A 17,768-nucleotide genomic window follows, 5' to 3' on the forward strand; every position below is an offset into this window, starting at 1 on the left:
AATTGTGTATGTTTCCAATACTCAAATTGATCTTTGGACATATAAAACTCACAATCATGTATGATACCTAGAAAAACATCTGTATCATTAAGCATCAACTCTCCTTTAGGGAAACACATAGGAGAGGAACCATCACAACAACCACCACTCTGGTGGAACATGAGCGGACCATGTTCTTCTCTAAGAGAGTCAATGATCCGCTTTGCTTCATCTGTTATTAAAACACGCTGTATCATACTAGAAAAAACCTAAAGCATTTTTATCATGAGAAATAAGCATGTTTTTAGTCTGGCGGTAATGATTAAGCATCATTTTGTGTGTTTCTCTACCAATACCAGATTTTTTATAACCTCCAAAAGGTGCATGCGCAGGATATAAATGATAACAATTTACCCAAACTCTTCCTGCTTGTACTTTTCGGGAAATTTGATATGCTTGATGTGTGTCTCTAGTCCAAACACCAGCTCCAAGACCATAAAGCGTATCATTAGCAATTTCTAACGCTTCTGCTTCGTCTTTAAATGTAGTAACACATGCAACTGGTCCAAAAATTTCTTCCTGGAATACACGCATTTTATTATTTCCTTTTAATAAAGTGGGTTGAACATAATAACCACCTTCAAGCCCTTCATTATAGGCAGCTTCACCACCAGTTAATATTTCACAACCTTCATCTTTTCCAATAGTAATGTAATTCAAAATCTTTTCATATTGATCGTTAGAGGCTTGTGCTCCCATCATGGTTGTTGGATCCAAAGGATGTCCTAATTTTATTGCTTCTACGCGCTCTATAACACGCTCTATGAATTTATCATAAATGCTTTCCTGAATTAGTATTCTTGATGGACAGGTACATACTTCTCCTTGATTTAGAGCAAACATTGCAGCACCTTCTAAGCATTTATCAAAAAATGCATCATCAGCATCCATAATGCTTTCGAAAAAGATATTAGGACTTTTTCCACCTAATTCTAGTGTAACAGGAATAATATTTTTACTGGCATATTGCATGATTAATTGTCCCGTTGTAGTTTCACCTGTAAATGCAATTTTGTTAATTCTTGAGCTTGACGCCAAAGGTTTACCAGCTTCGATACCAAAACCATTAACTACGTTTAATACACCCGCAGGAAGAATTCCTTCAATAAGCTCCATTAAAATCATAATACCTACAGGAGTTTGTTCAGCAGGTTTTAGTACCACGCAGTTACCAGCAGCAAGTGCAGGAGCCACTTTCCAAGTAGCCATTAAAAGAGGAAAATTCCAAGGGATTATTTGTCCAACAACTCCGAGAGGTTCTTTTACATTCATAGAAATAGTGGAAGCATCTAACTCACTAACCGTACCTTCTTCAGCACGTATTACTCCTGCAAAATATCGGAAATGATCAACGGCAAGCGGCAAATCCGCAGCCATCGTTTCTCGTAATGCTTTTCCATTATCCCAAGTTTCTGCTCTTGCTAATAGTTCTAAATTTTGTTCCATCACATCAGCAATTTTTAATAATGTATTGCTTCGTTCTGTGGCAGAACTGTTATTCCAAGAAGGAGCAGCTTTCCAAGCAGCATCAATAGCTAAATCAATATCTTCTTTAGTTGATCTTGCTACTTTGGTAAAACTATTTCCATCAACAGGAGAAATGTTTTCAAAATATTCGCCTTTCACTGGAGAAGTCCATTTACCTCCAATATAATTGTCATACTGGTTTTTGAATTGAGGCTTTTTAAAAGCCATTTTTTCGTTTGTACTTACAGTGCCCATATTAATACATTTAAGATTTTGTGTTATTCCCCTTAAAGTACTTTGTTCCATATGAAAAGCATTGAACTATTCTATGAACCATATGAACAATCCTATGAAATAATAATATATCAACATGAAATAACTATCTTTAATAAGAATTCGTCAGTATTACTACAAAAATCTTGTTAAATTCGCAATCTGTATCATGCAACTCTCTAATTCTTTTTATAAATCTAGGAAACTGGTAGATCTTGTTGAAAATCAGACTTCATATATTTTGGAAGATTCTGCAATGCATATTTTTGAAACACATTCTAAAGCAGACCTAGTACAGCTTCAATTCACAACGCCAGTATTAGCAAGTATGTTTAGAGGAAAAAAAATAATGCATTTAAGAGACAAACCTTCTTTTGAATTTTTACCAGGAGAATCCCTTATACTTCCAGCTAACGAACTTATGAGTATAGACTTTCCGGAGGCCAGAGAAGATAATCCAACTCGTTGCCTTGCAATGGAGATAGGAGAGGAGCGTTTAAGAAATGTTATTCGCTTAATGAACGAATGCATGACCAGACCAGATGGGAAAGAATGGAATTTAATGGATTATAACTTCCATTTTACAAATGACCAAAGTATCTATCAGATTTTACAACGTTTAGTGTATTTGTATACAGAAAATCATCCTGCTAAAGATTCATTCGTTTCTAATATGATTCAAGAATTAATTATTAGAATTCTTCAGGTGGATACACGCAAGACTTATCAAACCAAAACCAAAGAACTCTCCAGTGATTATAGGCTAGCGTATGTAGTGCAATATATCAGAGATAATATATGTAACCCTTTAACAATAAAAGAATTAAGCAAAGAGGCCTGTATGAGTGAAAGTCACTTTTACAAAATATTCAAACAAGAAATGGGAATTTCGCCTACAGATTTCATTAATGAAGAGCGTATTCAAAAAGCCACTCAGTTATTAGCCAATCCAATGTATAATTTAAAAGAAGTATTTCTTGCTTGTGGATTTACGAATCGTTCTTACTTCAATCGTATGTTTAAAAGAATAAAGGGAATAAATCCTAGTAAGTACCGCAATAGATTTGCTTAGTTTGAATAACCGTTCTTTTGAAATTTATAGTGCTTAAACTGTAACAATTTTGTCATAACCTTATCCTTTATCATAAATACACTTGATAATGGTAGTCAAAGTACATAAGGTTATTCTAGGATTAGTATTTATATTTTACATCTTTTCAGCTTCTTGTGATTTCAAAAAACTTACTTTTTTTTCTGTTAATAATAATCCTATAGATCAAAAAACTTTTGTTTCTAGAGTAAATACTATTGTCGATAGTGCTAAAGTTGCAGGTATTGCGATGGTCATAATTCAAGATTCAAAAATCAGTTTTGAGCATTATTATGGTTTTGAAAATGTTGAAACAAAAGACCCAATTACCGAAAATACAGTATTTGAAGTCGCATCTTTATCAAAACCCGTATTTAGTTATTTCGTAATGAAGCAACGAGAAAAAGGAATTATTGAATTAGATACTCCCTTGTACAAAATATTACCACTTAAAGAACTAGCACATGATAAACGACATGAACTCCTTACAGCTAGAATGTTATTGAATCACACTTCTGGTCTTCCTAATTGGAGAAGAGAGACTAATGATAGCTTACAATTGTTTTTTAATCCTGGAGAGAAGTATAATTATTCAGGAGAAGGGTATCAATATTTAAAAGATGTTTTAGCCCATCAACTACATGTGAATGATGCGCAATTAGATGGTATTTTTAGAGAAGAAATATGCGAACCATTTCATATAAAAAATATGTCATTTGTTTGGAATAGAGGTATCAAATTGAATAAAGCATATGGTCATAGAAACAATATTCCCACAGATAATATGCATCAACGCGATCCAAATTTGTTTGGTGCTGCCTTTTCATTACATTGCAATACAAAAGATTATGCAAAATTTATCATAGGCGTTATGAACAAAAAGGGGCTTAACACTACATCCTGGAATGAGTTTATGAGAGTATCTAACCATAAAATCACTTCAAAAACAGAAGAAATTCGTAGTCTTGGGTTTAATGTACAAAAATCAAAAGATGGTTATGACATTCACCAGCATAAAGGAAGTAATGGCGATTTTAAGTCTTTAGTTCGTTTTTATCCTCATAATAATTATGGTATCGTTTTATTATCCAATAGCGATAATCTATATTCGTCAGGACTTGTAAGATATATACTTTCTGTGATCAAATCTTAAACCAACCTTCCAATGAAAATTACTCTAAAGATAGTTATATTCATATTTGTTTTTAGTTCTATAGTTACCCACGCACAAATCGACACCACTTCTATAAACACCCTATTTTATGATTATGCGGATAAAGAAAATCCAGGTGCTGTTGTTACAATAGTAAAAGATAACAAGGTATTACTAACAAAAGGTTATGGTAGCGCGAATTTGGAATATGATATTCCATTAACAGCTACAACACCGTTTAACATTGCGTCTCTAACCAAGCAATTCGTTTGCTTTAGTATCCTGTTACTACAAGAAGAAGGAAAGTTAGCGGTACATGATGATATTAGAAAACATATTCCAGAACTTCAAAAATTTGATCATACAATTACAATTCAACATTTAATGTCTCATACAAGTGGGTTGAATGATCAATGGCATCTATTGTCTTTAGCAGGATGGAAATTAGATGATGTAATAACTCACAGTATGGTATTGGATTTATTATATAAACAACATACACTTGGTTTTCTACCAGGAGAAAAATATTTATATAGTAATTCTAACTATACCATTTTAGCTGAAATCATAACAAGAGTTTCTGGTACTCCATTTGATCAATTCTTAAAAGATCGAATATTCAATCCATTAGAGATGAACAACAGTTTTATTGATATGGATTATAAAAAAGTAGTTAAAAACAAAGCATATTCATATCAAAAAAACACGAACGGTTATGTAAAAAGTATTTTTTCCACCGACACCTATGGTCCTAGAGGCATCATCACAACGGGAGAAGATATGGCAAAATGGATGTGTAATTTCCATAACATTAAAGTCGGTTCAAATGAGATCATCAACCAACTAGATGAACCACAGAAGCTCAATAATGGTTTAGAATTTGGAGGTGCATATGGTCAATTCCTTAGCAGTTATAAGGATAGAAACATCATTCAGCATACAGGTTCTGAAGCTGGATATAGATCTTATTTAGTAAGATTTCCAAAGGAAAAGCTAAGCATAGCCGTATTTAGTAATAGAAATAATTCAAATACTAAGAAGTTAGCTTTGCAAGTAGCAGATCATTTTCTAAAATCTAACAATGAAAAACCTTTAGTTTATAAAGAGAAATATAAAACTGAGAAGATAATACCTTATCCCTTAAAAGAAAGTGATTTACGATCTTTTGAAGGGAAATACTGGAATTATGATAGAGGTAATTCCAGAAGTATTAGACTGCAAAATGATACATTGCGCTATATTATAAATAAAAACAGACAAATCCCTCTTATCCCAATAGGTGAAAACAAGTTTGTCATGTTCGGATTACAAGATTACAATGAAGTTACTTTTAGAGTAGATGATACATCTTCAATAAAACTAGATATATCCTCTAACGAAATAACAGATACGCTACACGGATATACAAATAGTTCGTATTCCAAAAGTGAACTTTCATCTTTTGTAGGTCAATATTATAGTGAAGAATTAAATACTTTTTTAACTATATCTGTAGATGATGATATATTAGAATTATTGCATCAAAGGCAAGAGGATATCATTTTAACACCTGTAATGAAGGACTTTTTTATAAGTGATACATGGTACATAAAAAGTATTAAGTTTTTGCGAAATAAAGGCAACGTTTCTGGCTTACAAATCTCTTCAAATCGGATGCGACAAGTAGTTTTTCAGAAAATCATCTTGTGATTAAACTTTTAGCGAGCTTTACTTTAAATAAGGAACAATGAAGTTCATTAGAGTGTAATTACTCAATATATGATATGATTTAAAAAAATCATAAAGTTTCTAAACAAACTGAATAATCATAACAGATTTAGTACTTTTCACATCATCATCTAAATTATTCTTTGAAATAACACTAAAATTTATATTTGTGAAAAACGCTCTTTACACTCTTCTCTTATTTCTTTTTATAACTCAAATTTCAATTGCTCAAGACAGAATTACAGGTGAATCTTTTGCTACTCGGTCAGAAGTATTAGGTCAAAATGGAATGGTGGCCACCAGTCATCCATTAGCTACTCAAGTAGGTCTGGATATTCTTAAAAAAGGTGGTAATGCTATCGATGCGGCTATTGCTGCAAATGCCGCATTAGGACTTATGGAACCAACTGGATGTGGAATCGGAGGGGACCTTTTTGCTATTGTTTGGGATGGAAAAACGAAAAAATTATATGGGTTAAATGCTAGTGGCCGATCACCAAAAGGATTAACATTAGACTATTTTGAAAAACAAAACATGACTAAAATCCCATCTCATGGAGCTTTACCAGTAAGTGTTCCAGGAGCCGTAGATGGATGGTTTGAACTACACAAAAAATTTGGATCCAAATCAATGTCAGAAATTTTGGCTCCTGCCATTGGATATGCCGAAAGTGGATTTCCATTAACCGAATTAATTGCTTGGTATTTACAAAGAAGTATTCCTTTTTTCGAGTCTAAAGGTTTTCCAAATATTAAGGATACTTATATTAATCAAAATGGAGGAAAATTACCTAATGAGGGAGAAATCTATAAAAATCCCTATTTAGCGAATACCTATAAAAAAATTGCAGAAGGAGGTAGAGATGTTTTTTATAAAGGTGAGATTGCTGAAACAATTGGAAAATTTATAAAAGAACAAGGTGGGTTTTTATCAGCAAAAGACTTAGCTAATCACAAATCTCAATGGGTAGAACCTGTATCTGTAAATTATAGAGGATATGATGTTTGGGAGTTACCTCCAAACGGTCAAGGAATTGCAGCCCTGCAAATGTTACAAATACTAAAAGGATACGACTTTTCGAATATTGAATTTGGTAGTGCCGAACATCTTCATTTATTTACTGAAGCAAAGAAACTTGCTTTTGAAGATAGAGCCAAATACTATGCGGATATGGATTTTTACGATGTTCCAGTTACAGAATTACTATCAGAAAATTATGCTGATAAAAGAAGAGCAAAAATTGGTAAACGAGCGGGAAAGTATAATGCGGGTGAAATTTCTGCCGGAGAAACCATATATATGACGGTTGCGGATAAAGAAGGAACAATGATTTCGTTAATCCAAAGTAATTATAGAGGAATGGGATCTGGAATGGCGCCACCAAAATTAGGTTTTATGCTACAAGATAGAGGAGAGTTATTTAGTCTAAAACGTGGTCAAGCCAATACATACGAACCCGGAAAACGTCCATTTCATACCATCATCCCAGCTTTTATTACGAAAGATGGAAAACCATTTGTTAGTTTTGGTGTAATGGGTGGTGATTTTCAACCAATGGGACATACGCAAATTGTTATGAATATCGTAGATTTTGGCATGAACCTACAAGAAGCTGGTGACGCACCTAGATGGGACCATACAGGTGGCGCAAGCCCAATGGGAAAAATCACAGAAAATACAGGAACGATAAGAACAGAATCCGGAATTCCGTATTCAACAATTCGTGGTTTAATGGATAAAGGTCATAGAATAGGTACCGCTAGAGGTATTTATGGTGGATACCAAGCCATATTATGGGATGATAAAAATAAGGTCTATCATGGTGCTTCAGAAAGTCGTAAAGATGGACAAGCAGCAGGATATTAGAAGAATATAATTGATGTCTAAGAAAACTCACTAAGTAAAAACAATGATATCTTTTATTTTCTAATGAGTACATTGAAGTTTGGATCATTTTTCTTGAAACGTATTCCACACGCGATCACAATGTTGTTCGTAATCATGGTTTTAGTTACTATAGCAAGTTATTTTGTTCCAGCAGGAACCTATGAACGAGTTTTAGTAGATGGCAGAAGTATCGTAGTTCCTAATTCTTATAAAACTATAGTGTCCACACCAGTTGGGTTGTTAGATATGTTTAAAGCAATACCACTAGGTTTTAAAGCGGCTGTAGAAATCATTTTTATTGTTCTAGCAGGAGCTATTATGTTTGGTTTTATGGATGCTTCAAAAGCTGTAGAAAATGGTGTTGGTACCTTAGTCAAAAAATTAGGTTTAAAAAATAAAAACCTGATCATTGTTTTAATGACATTTATATATGGCTTACTTGGTATCGCTGTAGGATATGAAAATAACATTGCTATGGTTCCTATAGCAGCGGTACTCAGTCTAGCATTAGGAGGAGATTTAATCTTGGCAGCAGGTATTTCTGTAGGTGCAATGACCATTGGGTTTGGACTATCTCCTATAAACCCATATACAGTCGGCACAGGACATAAAATTGCCGAGTTACCTATGTTTTCAGGTGCAATACTACGTAGTATACAATGTTTTATAGCATTATCAATTATGGCATTTTATAACGTTCGTTATTTCAAAAAAATAACTGTAAACCCCAATAGAAGCTTAGGACTTGGATTAGATGCTGGAGAAATGACGCTGTCCAAACCAATTGATGAATATCATGTAAGTAAGAATAATTGGATGGTTATAACCATTTTTATTGCAGGACTTTTAGCCATTTTATATGGAGTATTCAATTTGAATTGGTATATCAACGAGCTTTCAGCTGTATTCTTGATGGTAGCACTCCTTTGTGGAGTCATATCAAAGATGAATGCGACTCGTATTAGTGAAACGGTATTAAAATCTGTAAGTCTGGCAGCTCCAGGAGCATTTATGGTTGGTTTTGCAACCTCTATTAAGATCTTAATGGAAATGGGAAATATAGGTGATACAATCTCATATCAGCTTTCAACTGTGTTAGAAGGCCTACCACAACATGCTTCTGCTATTTGCATGTCGATTTCACAATCGGTCATCAACTTTTTTATTCCTTCCGGAAGTGGGCAAGCTTTAGCGACTTTACCCGTAATGCTTCCCTTAGGGGAATCACTTGGACTATCAAGACAAATTACCATTTTGGCATTTCAAATAGGAGATGGACTATCGAATCTCATCAATCCAACCTTAGGAGGACTTATCGCAATGCTGAGCATGTGCCGAGTTCCAATTGATAGATGGATTCGCTTTATATTACCTGTATTGATAAGTTTGATAGRCTTAGCCTTTGTAACACTTATCATTGCAGTAACAATAAATTACAATTAATATGACTGTAGAAGATATTCTTGCTAAACTCGTTTCATTTCCCGTATTAGGAGGAGAAAGTAATTTAAACATTATTCATTGGATAAAAGAGTATGTTGAGTCCTATGGTGTTCAAACAACTTTAGTACCCAACAATGAAGAAAACAAGGCTTCGTTACACTGTAGAATTGGCCCTGAAATTGATGGTGGCGTTATTCTTTCGGGTCATACAGACGTAGTACCAGTAGAAGGTCAAGAATGGCATACCGATCCTTTTTTATTGACCGACAAAGGAGATGGAAAACTCTACGGGAGAGGATCTTGTGATATGAAAGGTTTTATTGCATGTTGCCTTGCTGAACTTCCGAAAATGGTAAGTGCAACACTAAAAAAACCCATCTATTTTGCCTTCTCTTATGATGAAGAAATTGGATGTTTAGCGGGTCCTGAGTTAGCACGTGCGATAAATGATTTTTACAAAGAAACCCCAAAATATGCGATCATAGGAGAACCTTCTATGATGGAACCCATTGTTGGTCAAAAGGGAATCTGTGTTTTAGAGACTTATGTCAATGGTTCAGCGGGTCATAGCAGCAGGATCCCTCAAGAGGTAAGTGCTATACATGAATCCACGCGTCTTATTCTTTGGTTAGAAAATAAAATGAATCAATTAATAGCTAATAAGAGATATGATGATCGTTTTCATCCACCTCATTCTACACTTCATGTAGGAGTAGTCAATGGTGGAATAGCACCAAATGTTATCGCCGATAAAGCATACTTTTATTGGGACTTGAGAACAGTACCTATGGATGATGTGGATGAGATAGTAGAAGAATTTAAAAGCTATTGTAGAGAACGAGAAAAAGAACTGAAATCCGTATTTGATGGATTTTCAATTAAAACAATTCAAAATCATCCTGCTGTACCACATTTAGATACCGATGCCAATGCGGATGTAGTTAATCTAGTGAAAAGAATATCAGGAAACGCTGAACTAAATACAGTTGCCTATGCATCAGAAGCGGGTCAATTTGCACTAGAAGGTTTTCAAACAGTAATTTGTGGGCCAGGTTCAATTGCTCAAGCTCATAGAGCTAACGAATATATATCTAAGGAACAATTAGATAAAGGAATTGTCATGATAAGAAAATTAATTGAAGAGTTATCTTCAAATCGGGTAGAGGATAGTACTAGGAACCCACATAAAATTTTGCAATAGATCATATTCCCTTTTTAAATTAAATAAAAGAATATTTGACCTATTCATTATACAAACATAAATCAACTTAATGATCACTTTAAAAATGAATTCAATCTTAAAACTAGGACTTGTTTGGGTCGTGATGATTTTTACAATCTCACTAGAAGCTCAGAAAGTAAACGACAAAACCTTTAGCGGTTTAAAATTTAGAAACATTGGACCCGCTTTTACCTCTGGTAGAATTGCGGATATTGCAATTCACCCTGATAATGAAAATGTATGGTATGTAGCTGTTGGTTCTGGAGGTGTATGGAAAACAACGAATTCCGGTACTACTTGGAAACCAATTTTCGATAAACAAAAATCTTTTTCTATTGGTGCTATTGCTATAGATCCAAATAATCCACATACTATTTGGGTAGGTACCGGAGAAAATGTTGGTGGACGACATGTAGCATTCGGAGATGGTATTTATGTAAGCCATGATGATGGTGCTACTTGGAAAAATATGGGATTAGAAAAATCTGAACATCTTTCTAAAATTGTTGTGCATCCAGAAGATTCTAATACTATTTGGGCAGTTTCTCAAGGACCTTTATGGACTGCTGGTGGTGAACGTGGAGTATATAAATCTACTGATGGTGGAACTTCTTGGAAAAGAACACTTGGAGATAGTGAATGGGTAGGAGCTACAGATTTGGAGATCGACCCTAGAAACCCTGATGTTTTATATGCTGCTACATGGCAAAGACATCGTACAGTTGCTGGATATTTAGGAGGTGGTCCTGGTTCTGGTCTACATAAAAGTACGGATGGAGGAGAAACATGGACAAAATTAAAGAATGGAATTCCTGGATCTAACTTAGGAAAGATAGGTCTAGCGATTTCTCCATTTAATCCAGATGTAATTTATGCTGCAATTGAATTAGATCGAAGAAAAGGAGGATTATTTATGTCTACCAATAGAGGAGCATCATGGACAAAACAATCGGATGCTGTTTCTGGTGGAACTGGACCTCATTATTATCAGGAATTATATGCATCGCCACATCATGAAGGAAAATTGTTCTTAATGAATAATTATGTGCAGATCTCGAATGATCATGGAAAAACATTTTACACCATGAATGAGAAAAACAAACATGTAGATAGTCATGCTATGGCTTTTAAACCTTCAGATCCGAACTATGTGTTATTTGGTACTGATGGTGGATTATATGAAAGTTTTGACCTAACCAAGAGTTGGAAATTTATTAGAAACCTACCGATAACACAATATTTTAAATTAGCGGTTGATGACTCCAAACCATTTTATAAAATTTATGGAGGAACACAAGATAATGGTTCTCATGGAGGGCCCTCGCAAACAATCAGTTCTGATGGAATAGCCAATTCAGACTGGTGGAAAACATTAGGAGCAGATGGTCATCAATCTGCAATCGAACCAGGGAATCCTAATATTACTTATGGAGAATTTCAGCAAGGAGCGCTTTGGCGAATTGATCAAACTACCAAAGAAACTGTTTTTATTCAACCGCAACCAGCAGAAGGAGATCCTTTTGAACGTTTTAACTGGGATGCTCCAATTTTAGTAAGCCCACATAATCCTAAGCGTTTGTATTTCGCTTCACAACGTGTATGGCGTTCTGAAAATAGAGGAGATGATTGGACTGCAATTTCAAAGGACTTAACTTTAAATCAAGAGCGTATTACAATTCCGTATTATGGAAAGCAACAAAGCTGGGATAATGCATGGGATGTATATGCTATGTCCAACTACAATACAATTACTTCTTTGGCTGAGTCACCTAAACAAGAAGGATTAATTTATGCAGGAACTGATGACGGAATTATTCAAACAACCGAAAATGGTGGTCAAACTTGGAGAAAGTTTAATTTAAATACGGTAAAAGGACTTGGTAATGTACCTTTTGTGAATGATGTACGTGCTGATTTATATGATGCTAATGTTGTATATGCAGCTGTGGATAATCATAAATATGGAGATTACAAGCCGTATATCCTTAAAAGTACTGATAAAGGTAACACTTGGAACTTAATCAATGGAGATTTACCAAATCGCTTATTAATATGGAGATTAGTACAAGATCATGTTGATAAAGACCTATTGTTTGCTGCTACTGAGTATGGTATCTACTTCACTTACAATGGAGGAACAAACTGGATACAATTAAAAGGTGGAGTTCCAACAATATCCTTTAGAGATCTTACCATTCAAAGAAGAGAAAATGATCTGGTAGGCGCTTCTTTTGGTAGAGGATTCTTTGTATTAGATGATATTACACCATTACGTAATTTTGATCCTGCTGTGACATCTACTGAAGCTACCTTATTTCCAATAAAAGATGCATTATGGTACAAACCTTCGAGTAGAGTAGGAAGTCAAGGAGATGCCGAATATATAGCTCCTAATCCAGCATATGGAGCACGTTTCACCTATTATTTGAAGGATAAATTCAAATCCTTAAAGGATGCTCGAAAAGAAAGAGAGAAAAAGAATACTGATTTTCCTGGTTGGGATGCTTTAGAAAAAGAGAAGAATCAAGATGGACCTTCAGTTGTATTATTAATAAAAGATCCAGCTGGAAATCTAATTAATACTATAAAAGGAACCAATAAAAAAGGATTTAATAGAATTAATTGGAAACTGGATTACCCGAGTAAAAGAGGTGAAATGTTACGAGCTCCTCGCGGAGGTAATAGAGGTTTTGGTAACCGTATTGGTGTTTTAGCAACACCAGGTACTTATACCGCAACTCTGGTAAAACGTGTAGATGGACTTACTACGGTACTACAAGGACCAAAAGAATTTAAAGTTGTACCAATGTATGATGGAGCTTTACCACGTAAATCTTTTGAAGAAATGAACCAATTCAGGGAAGAGGTTTTTGCTTTTCAACAAGATCTGACTGCTACTAATATAGAAATGAGAAGTCAAATACAGAAGATTCAAGCGATGAAACGTGCTGCTAATAAGACTACTACTTCTAACGATGCATTGTTACAACAAATAAATGATGCTAGATTACGTTTATTGGTGATTCAAAAAGAATTGAGTGGTAATCCAGTAAAAGATGAAATTGGAGAAAAATCTAATCCAACTCCAAATGATGCCAATCGTATTGCATTTATGGCTTTGTCCAGTACTTATGGCCCTACAGGAAATCAAAAAGCTGCATTTAATCGTGCGAATAAACAATTACAACAGATAAAGATAAAACTGAAAAACGAAATCAATAACACGATACCAGCAATTGAAAGAAGTTTAAAACAAGCTGGTGCTCCTTGGATTGAAGGACAAGGATTAATTGATAAATAATACTATTTTAAATCTAGCTTAGCAATTACTAAATAAGCATTAAGCATGAATTTGTAATTCTTTTTGCAAGTATTTCAGAAATTAACAACCCTCTAGAAATTAGAGGGTTGTTTTTGTTTAGAAGAAATAACATTTGAGTTGATAAAGCATTAACTACCAAGCTTACATAAAACCGACAACACCGTAAATTGTAATACATTAACTTTTTCTTAACAAGAAATGCTATTGTTTTTTTAATTAGAACTTAATACTTCGTTAAATCTAAAAATATTCATAAAATTGAAAGATTATTCTTGGTTAACCAATTTTAATTTAACACCAAATCAACATCTTACGAATTAAACTTACTACACAATGCTTTGTGCAAAAAACTACAATCAAAACTTACAAAAAGTACTAACGAACGTACACAAGACTGTCAAGCATATGCCTTGGCATTTTATTATTCTGGTCATAACTTTTTTAGCACCAGTTCAATCTATTTTAACTCATGGTACGGTAACAAGTCCTCCAAGTCGTGTATGGGCTTGTTTTCAGGAAAACCCAGAAAGTCCTGATTCTCCTGCATGTCAGGATGCAGTTATCGGGTGGGGAACTCAAGCTCTTTATGATTGGAATGAAGTAGCTCGAATGGACGCCGGCGGTATGCATATGGATATCATTATGGACGGAAATTTGGCTAGTGCAGGACGTCCAGATAAGTATGGAGGGTTAGATCAGGTGAGAAATGACTGGGTAGCAACACCAGTTACTCCAGGACCATTTACTGTAACTTGGACCAACACAGCCCCACATGAAACATTATATTATCGTGTTTATATTACTAAAAGTGATTGGAATCCAAATCAGCCATTAACATGGGACAGTTTAGAGCTTTTGGTAGAAACTGGACCAAGACCAGCATCAGAAACTGATAATATCGATGTTGTATTACCTCCTAGAACAGGAAAACATGTGATTTACAGTGTTTGGCAAAGATCTCTTACACCTGAAGCTTTTTATTCAACTAGTGATGTTGATTTTGGAGCTTCAAATGAACCGACACCACCTGTTGCTATTTTTACTTCTGATAATGGCCGTTGTGGAGGACCTGAAGTTACTTTTAGTGCAGCTGATTCTTATGATCCTAATGGAGATTCACTCACATATACTTGGGATTTTGGCGATGGAACCACTGCACAAGGAGTAGAGGTTTCTCATACATATACTGGTTTAACGAGTGCTGATGTTACACTAACCGTAAGTGATGGAACTTTTAGTTCTGGTAGTATGGAAACGATCAATTTAGTAGAAGATCCAGATTGCGCAAGTGTTATCTGTCCTTTCGATACACCAAATGCCGAAGCCTTACCTAACCTAATAGGATCTTATACCGATATTTTTGTATTCGGTGAAAATGGCCCGGACTTAAACGAACATAAGTTCGATATTAATTGGAGCTTAACCAATAATGGATTATATCAGTTTTCTATTCAATCGCTTGGTGCTGTTAGCGTTTGGACCGACTTACGTGATAACTTGGTGCAGACCTTTAACCAAAATAGTCCAGAAGCAATTCTTGATGGTACAGGAATTCAAGGATTAGATGGAGAATATTATGTAACTGTAGATGGCGAGAACTTTGTGATGGTTTCTAAATCTGGAGATTATACAATCTACTTTAGTACTACAGCTACTCAGCCTAATTGTGGAAATGTGTTATCTGTTGATGAGTTTGATTATGGAGCAGTGTTGCTTAATAATTATCCGAATCCATTTGCTAGTACTACTACAATTCAATACATATTAACAGAACCATCTGACGTAAGTTTGAAAGTATATGCGCTAAGCGGACAATTGATTAAATCCATCGATGAACCTTCTAAAACTATAGGAAAGTATGAGTTTACAATTGATATGGAGGGAATGAGTAATGGAGTTTATATCTATAAACTACAAACAGATAAAGGAGTTCAGACAAAACGTATGATCTTACGACAATAATTTCTGATATACCGGAAATAATCCAAAAGCTGCGCTAAAAGTGCAGCTTTTGTTGTTATTAAGCCAAGAAATCCATTAATAATTGTGTTAGTTTTAACTTAGTGTAACGTACTATAATTAGTATATTTAATAAACTAAATACAAAACTCATTTATGAAACGTTTCACTATCCTCACACTTACATTAAGTTTATCATTTCTCTTTGTAATTTCTTGTAAGCAACAAAAGAATGAATCCACAACTGATACCTCTAACGAACCTACAACGGAAACCTCACAAGAAGAACCAGCAACTAAAACGGTACAAGTAAAAGGAGAAGAAGTTACTTATGCTTCTGATTCAACGAATTTAAAAGGATATATTGCCTTTGATGAAAATAGTACAGGAAAACGCCCAGGAATATTGGTAGTTCACGAATGGTGGGGACATAATGAATATGTTAGAGAGCGTGCTGATATGTTGGCAAGCCTTGGATATACTGCTATTGCTATAGATATGTATGGAGATGGAAAACTAGCAGATCATCCCGAGGATGCTGGAAAGTTTGCTGGTAGCGTTATGAAAAATTTACCAGAAGCGAAAGCTCGTTTTAATGCGGCTATTGAATTATTAAAAAAGCACGAATCCGTAGATGGCGAAAAGATTGCTGCGATTGGATATTGTTTTGGTGGTAGTGTAGCATTAACAATGGCAAATAGTGGTGCAGATTTGGATGCTGTAGCCGCTTTTCATAGTGGAGTAGGACTACCAGTAATGCCTAATGACAAATTAAAAGCACGTGTATTGGTGTGTAATGGCGCTGATGATCCTTTTATTAATACAGCGTCTGTGACAACTTTTAAAACTGCGATGGATTCTATTGGAGCTACCTATGAATATATCTCATATCCAGGTGTAAAGCATAGCTTTACATCTAAAGCTGCTGATGCAAATGGTGAAAAATTCAAATTACCATTGGCTTATAATGCTGAAGCAGATGAAAAATCTTGGAATAGTTTACAGCAGTTACTTGCAGAAACTTTTAAATAAAAGTAGTATAAACTGTTATTCTGAAGGAAATAATAGCAAGAGCAGATGATCATGTTATGCACTCTTAACATGATCATCTGCTTTCTTTTTTGGAGTTACTTATACATTAAATCTGTAGCTTTAATTTGTTTAGTCCATATCTCTTTACCATTGGTATCAAATATGTTAATGGTAAGAACACGTGCTTTTCGAGGTCCAGAGACATTTAGTATTCCAAAGTTATGTTGTCCTACTATGGTTTCTTTCAATCTGTACACATTTAGTTTTTCTTGATTATTATTAGATCCAGCTGTTAATGAAGAACAGGTAAGATCATATAATGGATATACATCATTACTTTCTTTCATACGGCTCAAACCCGTATGATGTCTATCTCCATCCAAAAATATCACACCTTCAATTTTGGCTTCTCGTATTTTTTCTAATAGATACTCACGCTCTTTAGCAAAAATGGCATAGTTCTCATACATGGCTTCTGAGTTTAAAACTTGACCACCAACAGCAACAAATTTAAATGGAGCATTACTTGAAGCTAATGCATTTATCAACCAGTCTATCTGATCTTTACCTAACATTTCTCTTTCGTCAGTATAGTTATTATTAGAAGTTCTATAGTAACGATTATCCAATAAGAAAAAATGTAAATCTGCCCATTCAAAATATCCTGTTATACCTCCTTTATTGATCACATCATAGTTAGGATTTCCCCAAAACAATTTGAATATTTCAGAAGCAGTTTCTTTCATAACAAAGCTTCCATCTGCGTTATTTGGTCCATAATCATGATCATCCCAAATGGCATAATTATGAGTAGATGCTAATAAAGGTTGTAGTTCTGGTAAGGAACGTGTGTGCGTATACCTATGTAAAAAACCAGTACGTGAGTTCCAGTCAGCTTCTCTTAGATAGGTATTATCACCTAACCAAAGCATAAAATCTGGTTTTTTGTTATGAATCGATTCAAAAATCTCATATTCACTTCCATATCCTTTTCCTGGTCTGTCAAAACGCTCCTCATTTACATAACTACAGCTTCCAATGGCAAAATTCACTTCTGGTGGATCTGTTCTCCATTGCCATAACGTTTGTGATTGAAATTCCAACGGATAACTCTTTTGTACCTTTTTCCCGTTCACAAATAATTCATAAGCATATTTTTTTCCAGGTAGCACC

General features: G+C 34.6%; 12 protein-coding genes. 9 read left to right on the forward strand and 3 right to left on the reverse strand.

The window, feature by feature from the left end:
• Both GBO31_RS22110 and GBO31_RS22115 read right to left on the reverse strand, forming a co-directional pair.
• Positions 1–236 (reverse strand): DUF779 domain-containing protein (locus tag GBO31_RS22110; RefSeq protein WP_219010752.1); only part of this gene is annotated, 236 nt, incomplete at its 3' end.
• Between the two features lies 1 nt (position 237).
• Complete coding sequence (locus GBO31_RS22115; RefSeq protein ID WP_219010753.1) at positions 238–1,761, reverse strand: aldehyde dehydrogenase family protein; 1,524 nt, start codon at positions 1,759–1,761, stop codon at positions 238–240.
• 187 nt (positions 1,762–1,948) lie between these two features.
• On the opposite strand from GBO31_RS22115, the gene GBO31_RS22120 reads away from it, so the two are divergent.
• The 9 genes from GBO31_RS22120 to GBO31_RS22160 all read left to right on the forward strand — a co-directional run bounded on the left by GBO31_RS22120 (position 1,949) and on the right by GBO31_RS22160 (position 16,595).
• The gene (locus GBO31_RS22120; RefSeq protein WP_219010754.1) at positions 1,949–2,851 is read left to right on the forward strand and encodes an AraC family transcriptional regulator; all 903 of its coding nucleotides are present in this window, start codon (positions 1,949–1,951) and stop codon (positions 2,849–2,851) included.
• Positions 2,852–2,939: 88 nt separating this feature from the next.
• Positions 2,940–4,022, forward strand: a complete 1,083-nt coding sequence (locus GBO31_RS22125) for a serine hydrolase domain-containing protein (protein WP_219010755.1) — start codon at positions 2,940–2,942, stop codon at positions 4,020–4,022.
• Between the two features lie 12 nt (positions 4,023–4,034).
• Complete coding sequence (locus GBO31_RS22130; RefSeq protein ID WP_219010757.1) at positions 4,035–5,711, forward strand: serine hydrolase domain-containing protein; 1,677 nt, start codon at positions 4,035–4,037, stop codon at positions 5,709–5,711.
• Between the two features lie 187 nt (positions 5,712–5,898).
• On the forward strand, positions 5,899–7,596 hold the full coding sequence (gene ggt, locus GBO31_RS22135) for a gamma-glutamyltransferase (RefSeq protein ID WP_219010758.1): 1,698 nt from the start codon (positions 5,899–5,901) through the stop codon (positions 7,594–7,596).
• Positions 7,597–7,659: 63 nt separating this feature from the next.
• On the forward strand, positions 7,660–9,060 hold the full coding sequence (locus GBO31_RS22140; RefSeq protein ID WP_246615956.1) for a YfcC family protein: 1,401 nt from the start codon (positions 7,660–7,662) through the stop codon (positions 9,058–9,060).
• A gap of 1 nt (position 9,061) precedes the next feature.
• Positions 9,062–10,261, forward strand: a complete 1,200-nt coding sequence (argE, locus tag GBO31_RS22145) for an acetylornithine deacetylase (protein WP_219010760.1) — start codon at positions 9,062–9,064, stop codon at positions 10,259–10,261.
• A gap of 70 nt (positions 10,262–10,331) precedes the next feature.
• Positions 10,332–13,583, forward strand: coding sequence for a VPS10 domain-containing protein (locus GBO31_RS22150; RefSeq protein ID WP_246615957.1), 3,252 nt, complete (start codon positions 10,332–10,334; stop codon positions 13,581–13,583).
• Positions 13,584–13,937: 354 nt separating this feature from the next.
• The gene (locus GBO31_RS22155) at positions 13,938–15,566 is read left to right on the forward strand and encodes a lytic polysaccharide monooxygenase (protein ID WP_219010761.1); all 1,629 of its coding nucleotides are present in this window, start codon (positions 13,938–13,940) and stop codon (positions 15,564–15,566) included.
• Positions 15,567–15,719: 153 nt separating this feature from the next.
• Positions 15,720–16,595, forward strand: coding sequence for a dienelactone hydrolase family protein (locus GBO31_RS22160; RefSeq protein ID WP_219010763.1), 876 nt, complete (start codon positions 15,720–15,722; stop codon positions 16,593–16,595).
• A gap of 95 nt (positions 16,596–16,690) precedes the next feature.
• On the opposite strand, the gene GBO31_RS22165 is transcribed toward GBO31_RS22160, so the two are convergent.
• Positions 16,691–17,768: alkaline phosphatase D family protein (locus tag GBO31_RS22165; RefSeq protein ID WP_219010764.1), on the reverse strand; the 1,078-nt coding region annotated here is incomplete at its 5' end.

The sequence above is a fragment of the Aquimarina litoralis genome (genome assembly GCF_019295435.1).
GTDB classification, from domain to species: Bacteria; Bacteroidota; Bacteroidia; order Flavobacteriales; family Flavobacteriaceae; genus Aquimarina; species Aquimarina litoralis_A.

What these genes read in the sequence shown, in the direction of transcription:
- GBO31_RS22115 (WP_219010753.1), bottom strand. Translation starts at nt 1,761, where the DNA reads ATGGGCACTGTAAGTACAAACGAAAAAATGGCTTTTAAAAAGCCTCAA.
- GBO31_RS22120 (WP_219010754.1), top strand. Translation starts at nt 1,949, where the DNA reads ATGCAACTCTCTAATTCTTTTTATAAATCTAGGAAACTGGTAGATCTT.
- GBO31_RS22125 (WP_219010755.1), top strand. Translation starts at nt 2,940, where the DNA reads ATGGTAGTCAAAGTACATAAGGTTATTCTAGGATTAGTATTTATATTT.
- GBO31_RS22130 (WP_219010757.1), top strand. Translation starts at nt 4,035, where the DNA reads ATGAAAATTACTCTAAAGATAGTTATATTCATATTTGTTTTTAGTTCT.
- argE (WP_219010760.1), top strand. Translation starts at nt 9,062, where the DNA reads ATGACTGTAGAAGATATTCTTGCTAAACTCGTTTCATTTCCCGTATTA.
- GBO31_RS22150 (WP_246615957.1), top strand. Translation starts at nt 10,332, where the DNA reads ATGATCACTTTAAAAATGAATTCAATCTTAAAACTAGGACTTGTTTGG.
- GBO31_RS22155 (WP_219010761.1), top strand. Translation starts at nt 13,938, where the DNA reads ATGCTTTGTGCAAAAAACTACAATCAAAACTTACAAAAAGTACTAACG.
- GBO31_RS22160 (WP_219010763.1), top strand. Translation starts at nt 15,720, where the DNA reads ATGAAACGTTTCACTATCCTCACACTTACATTAAGTTTATCATTTCTC.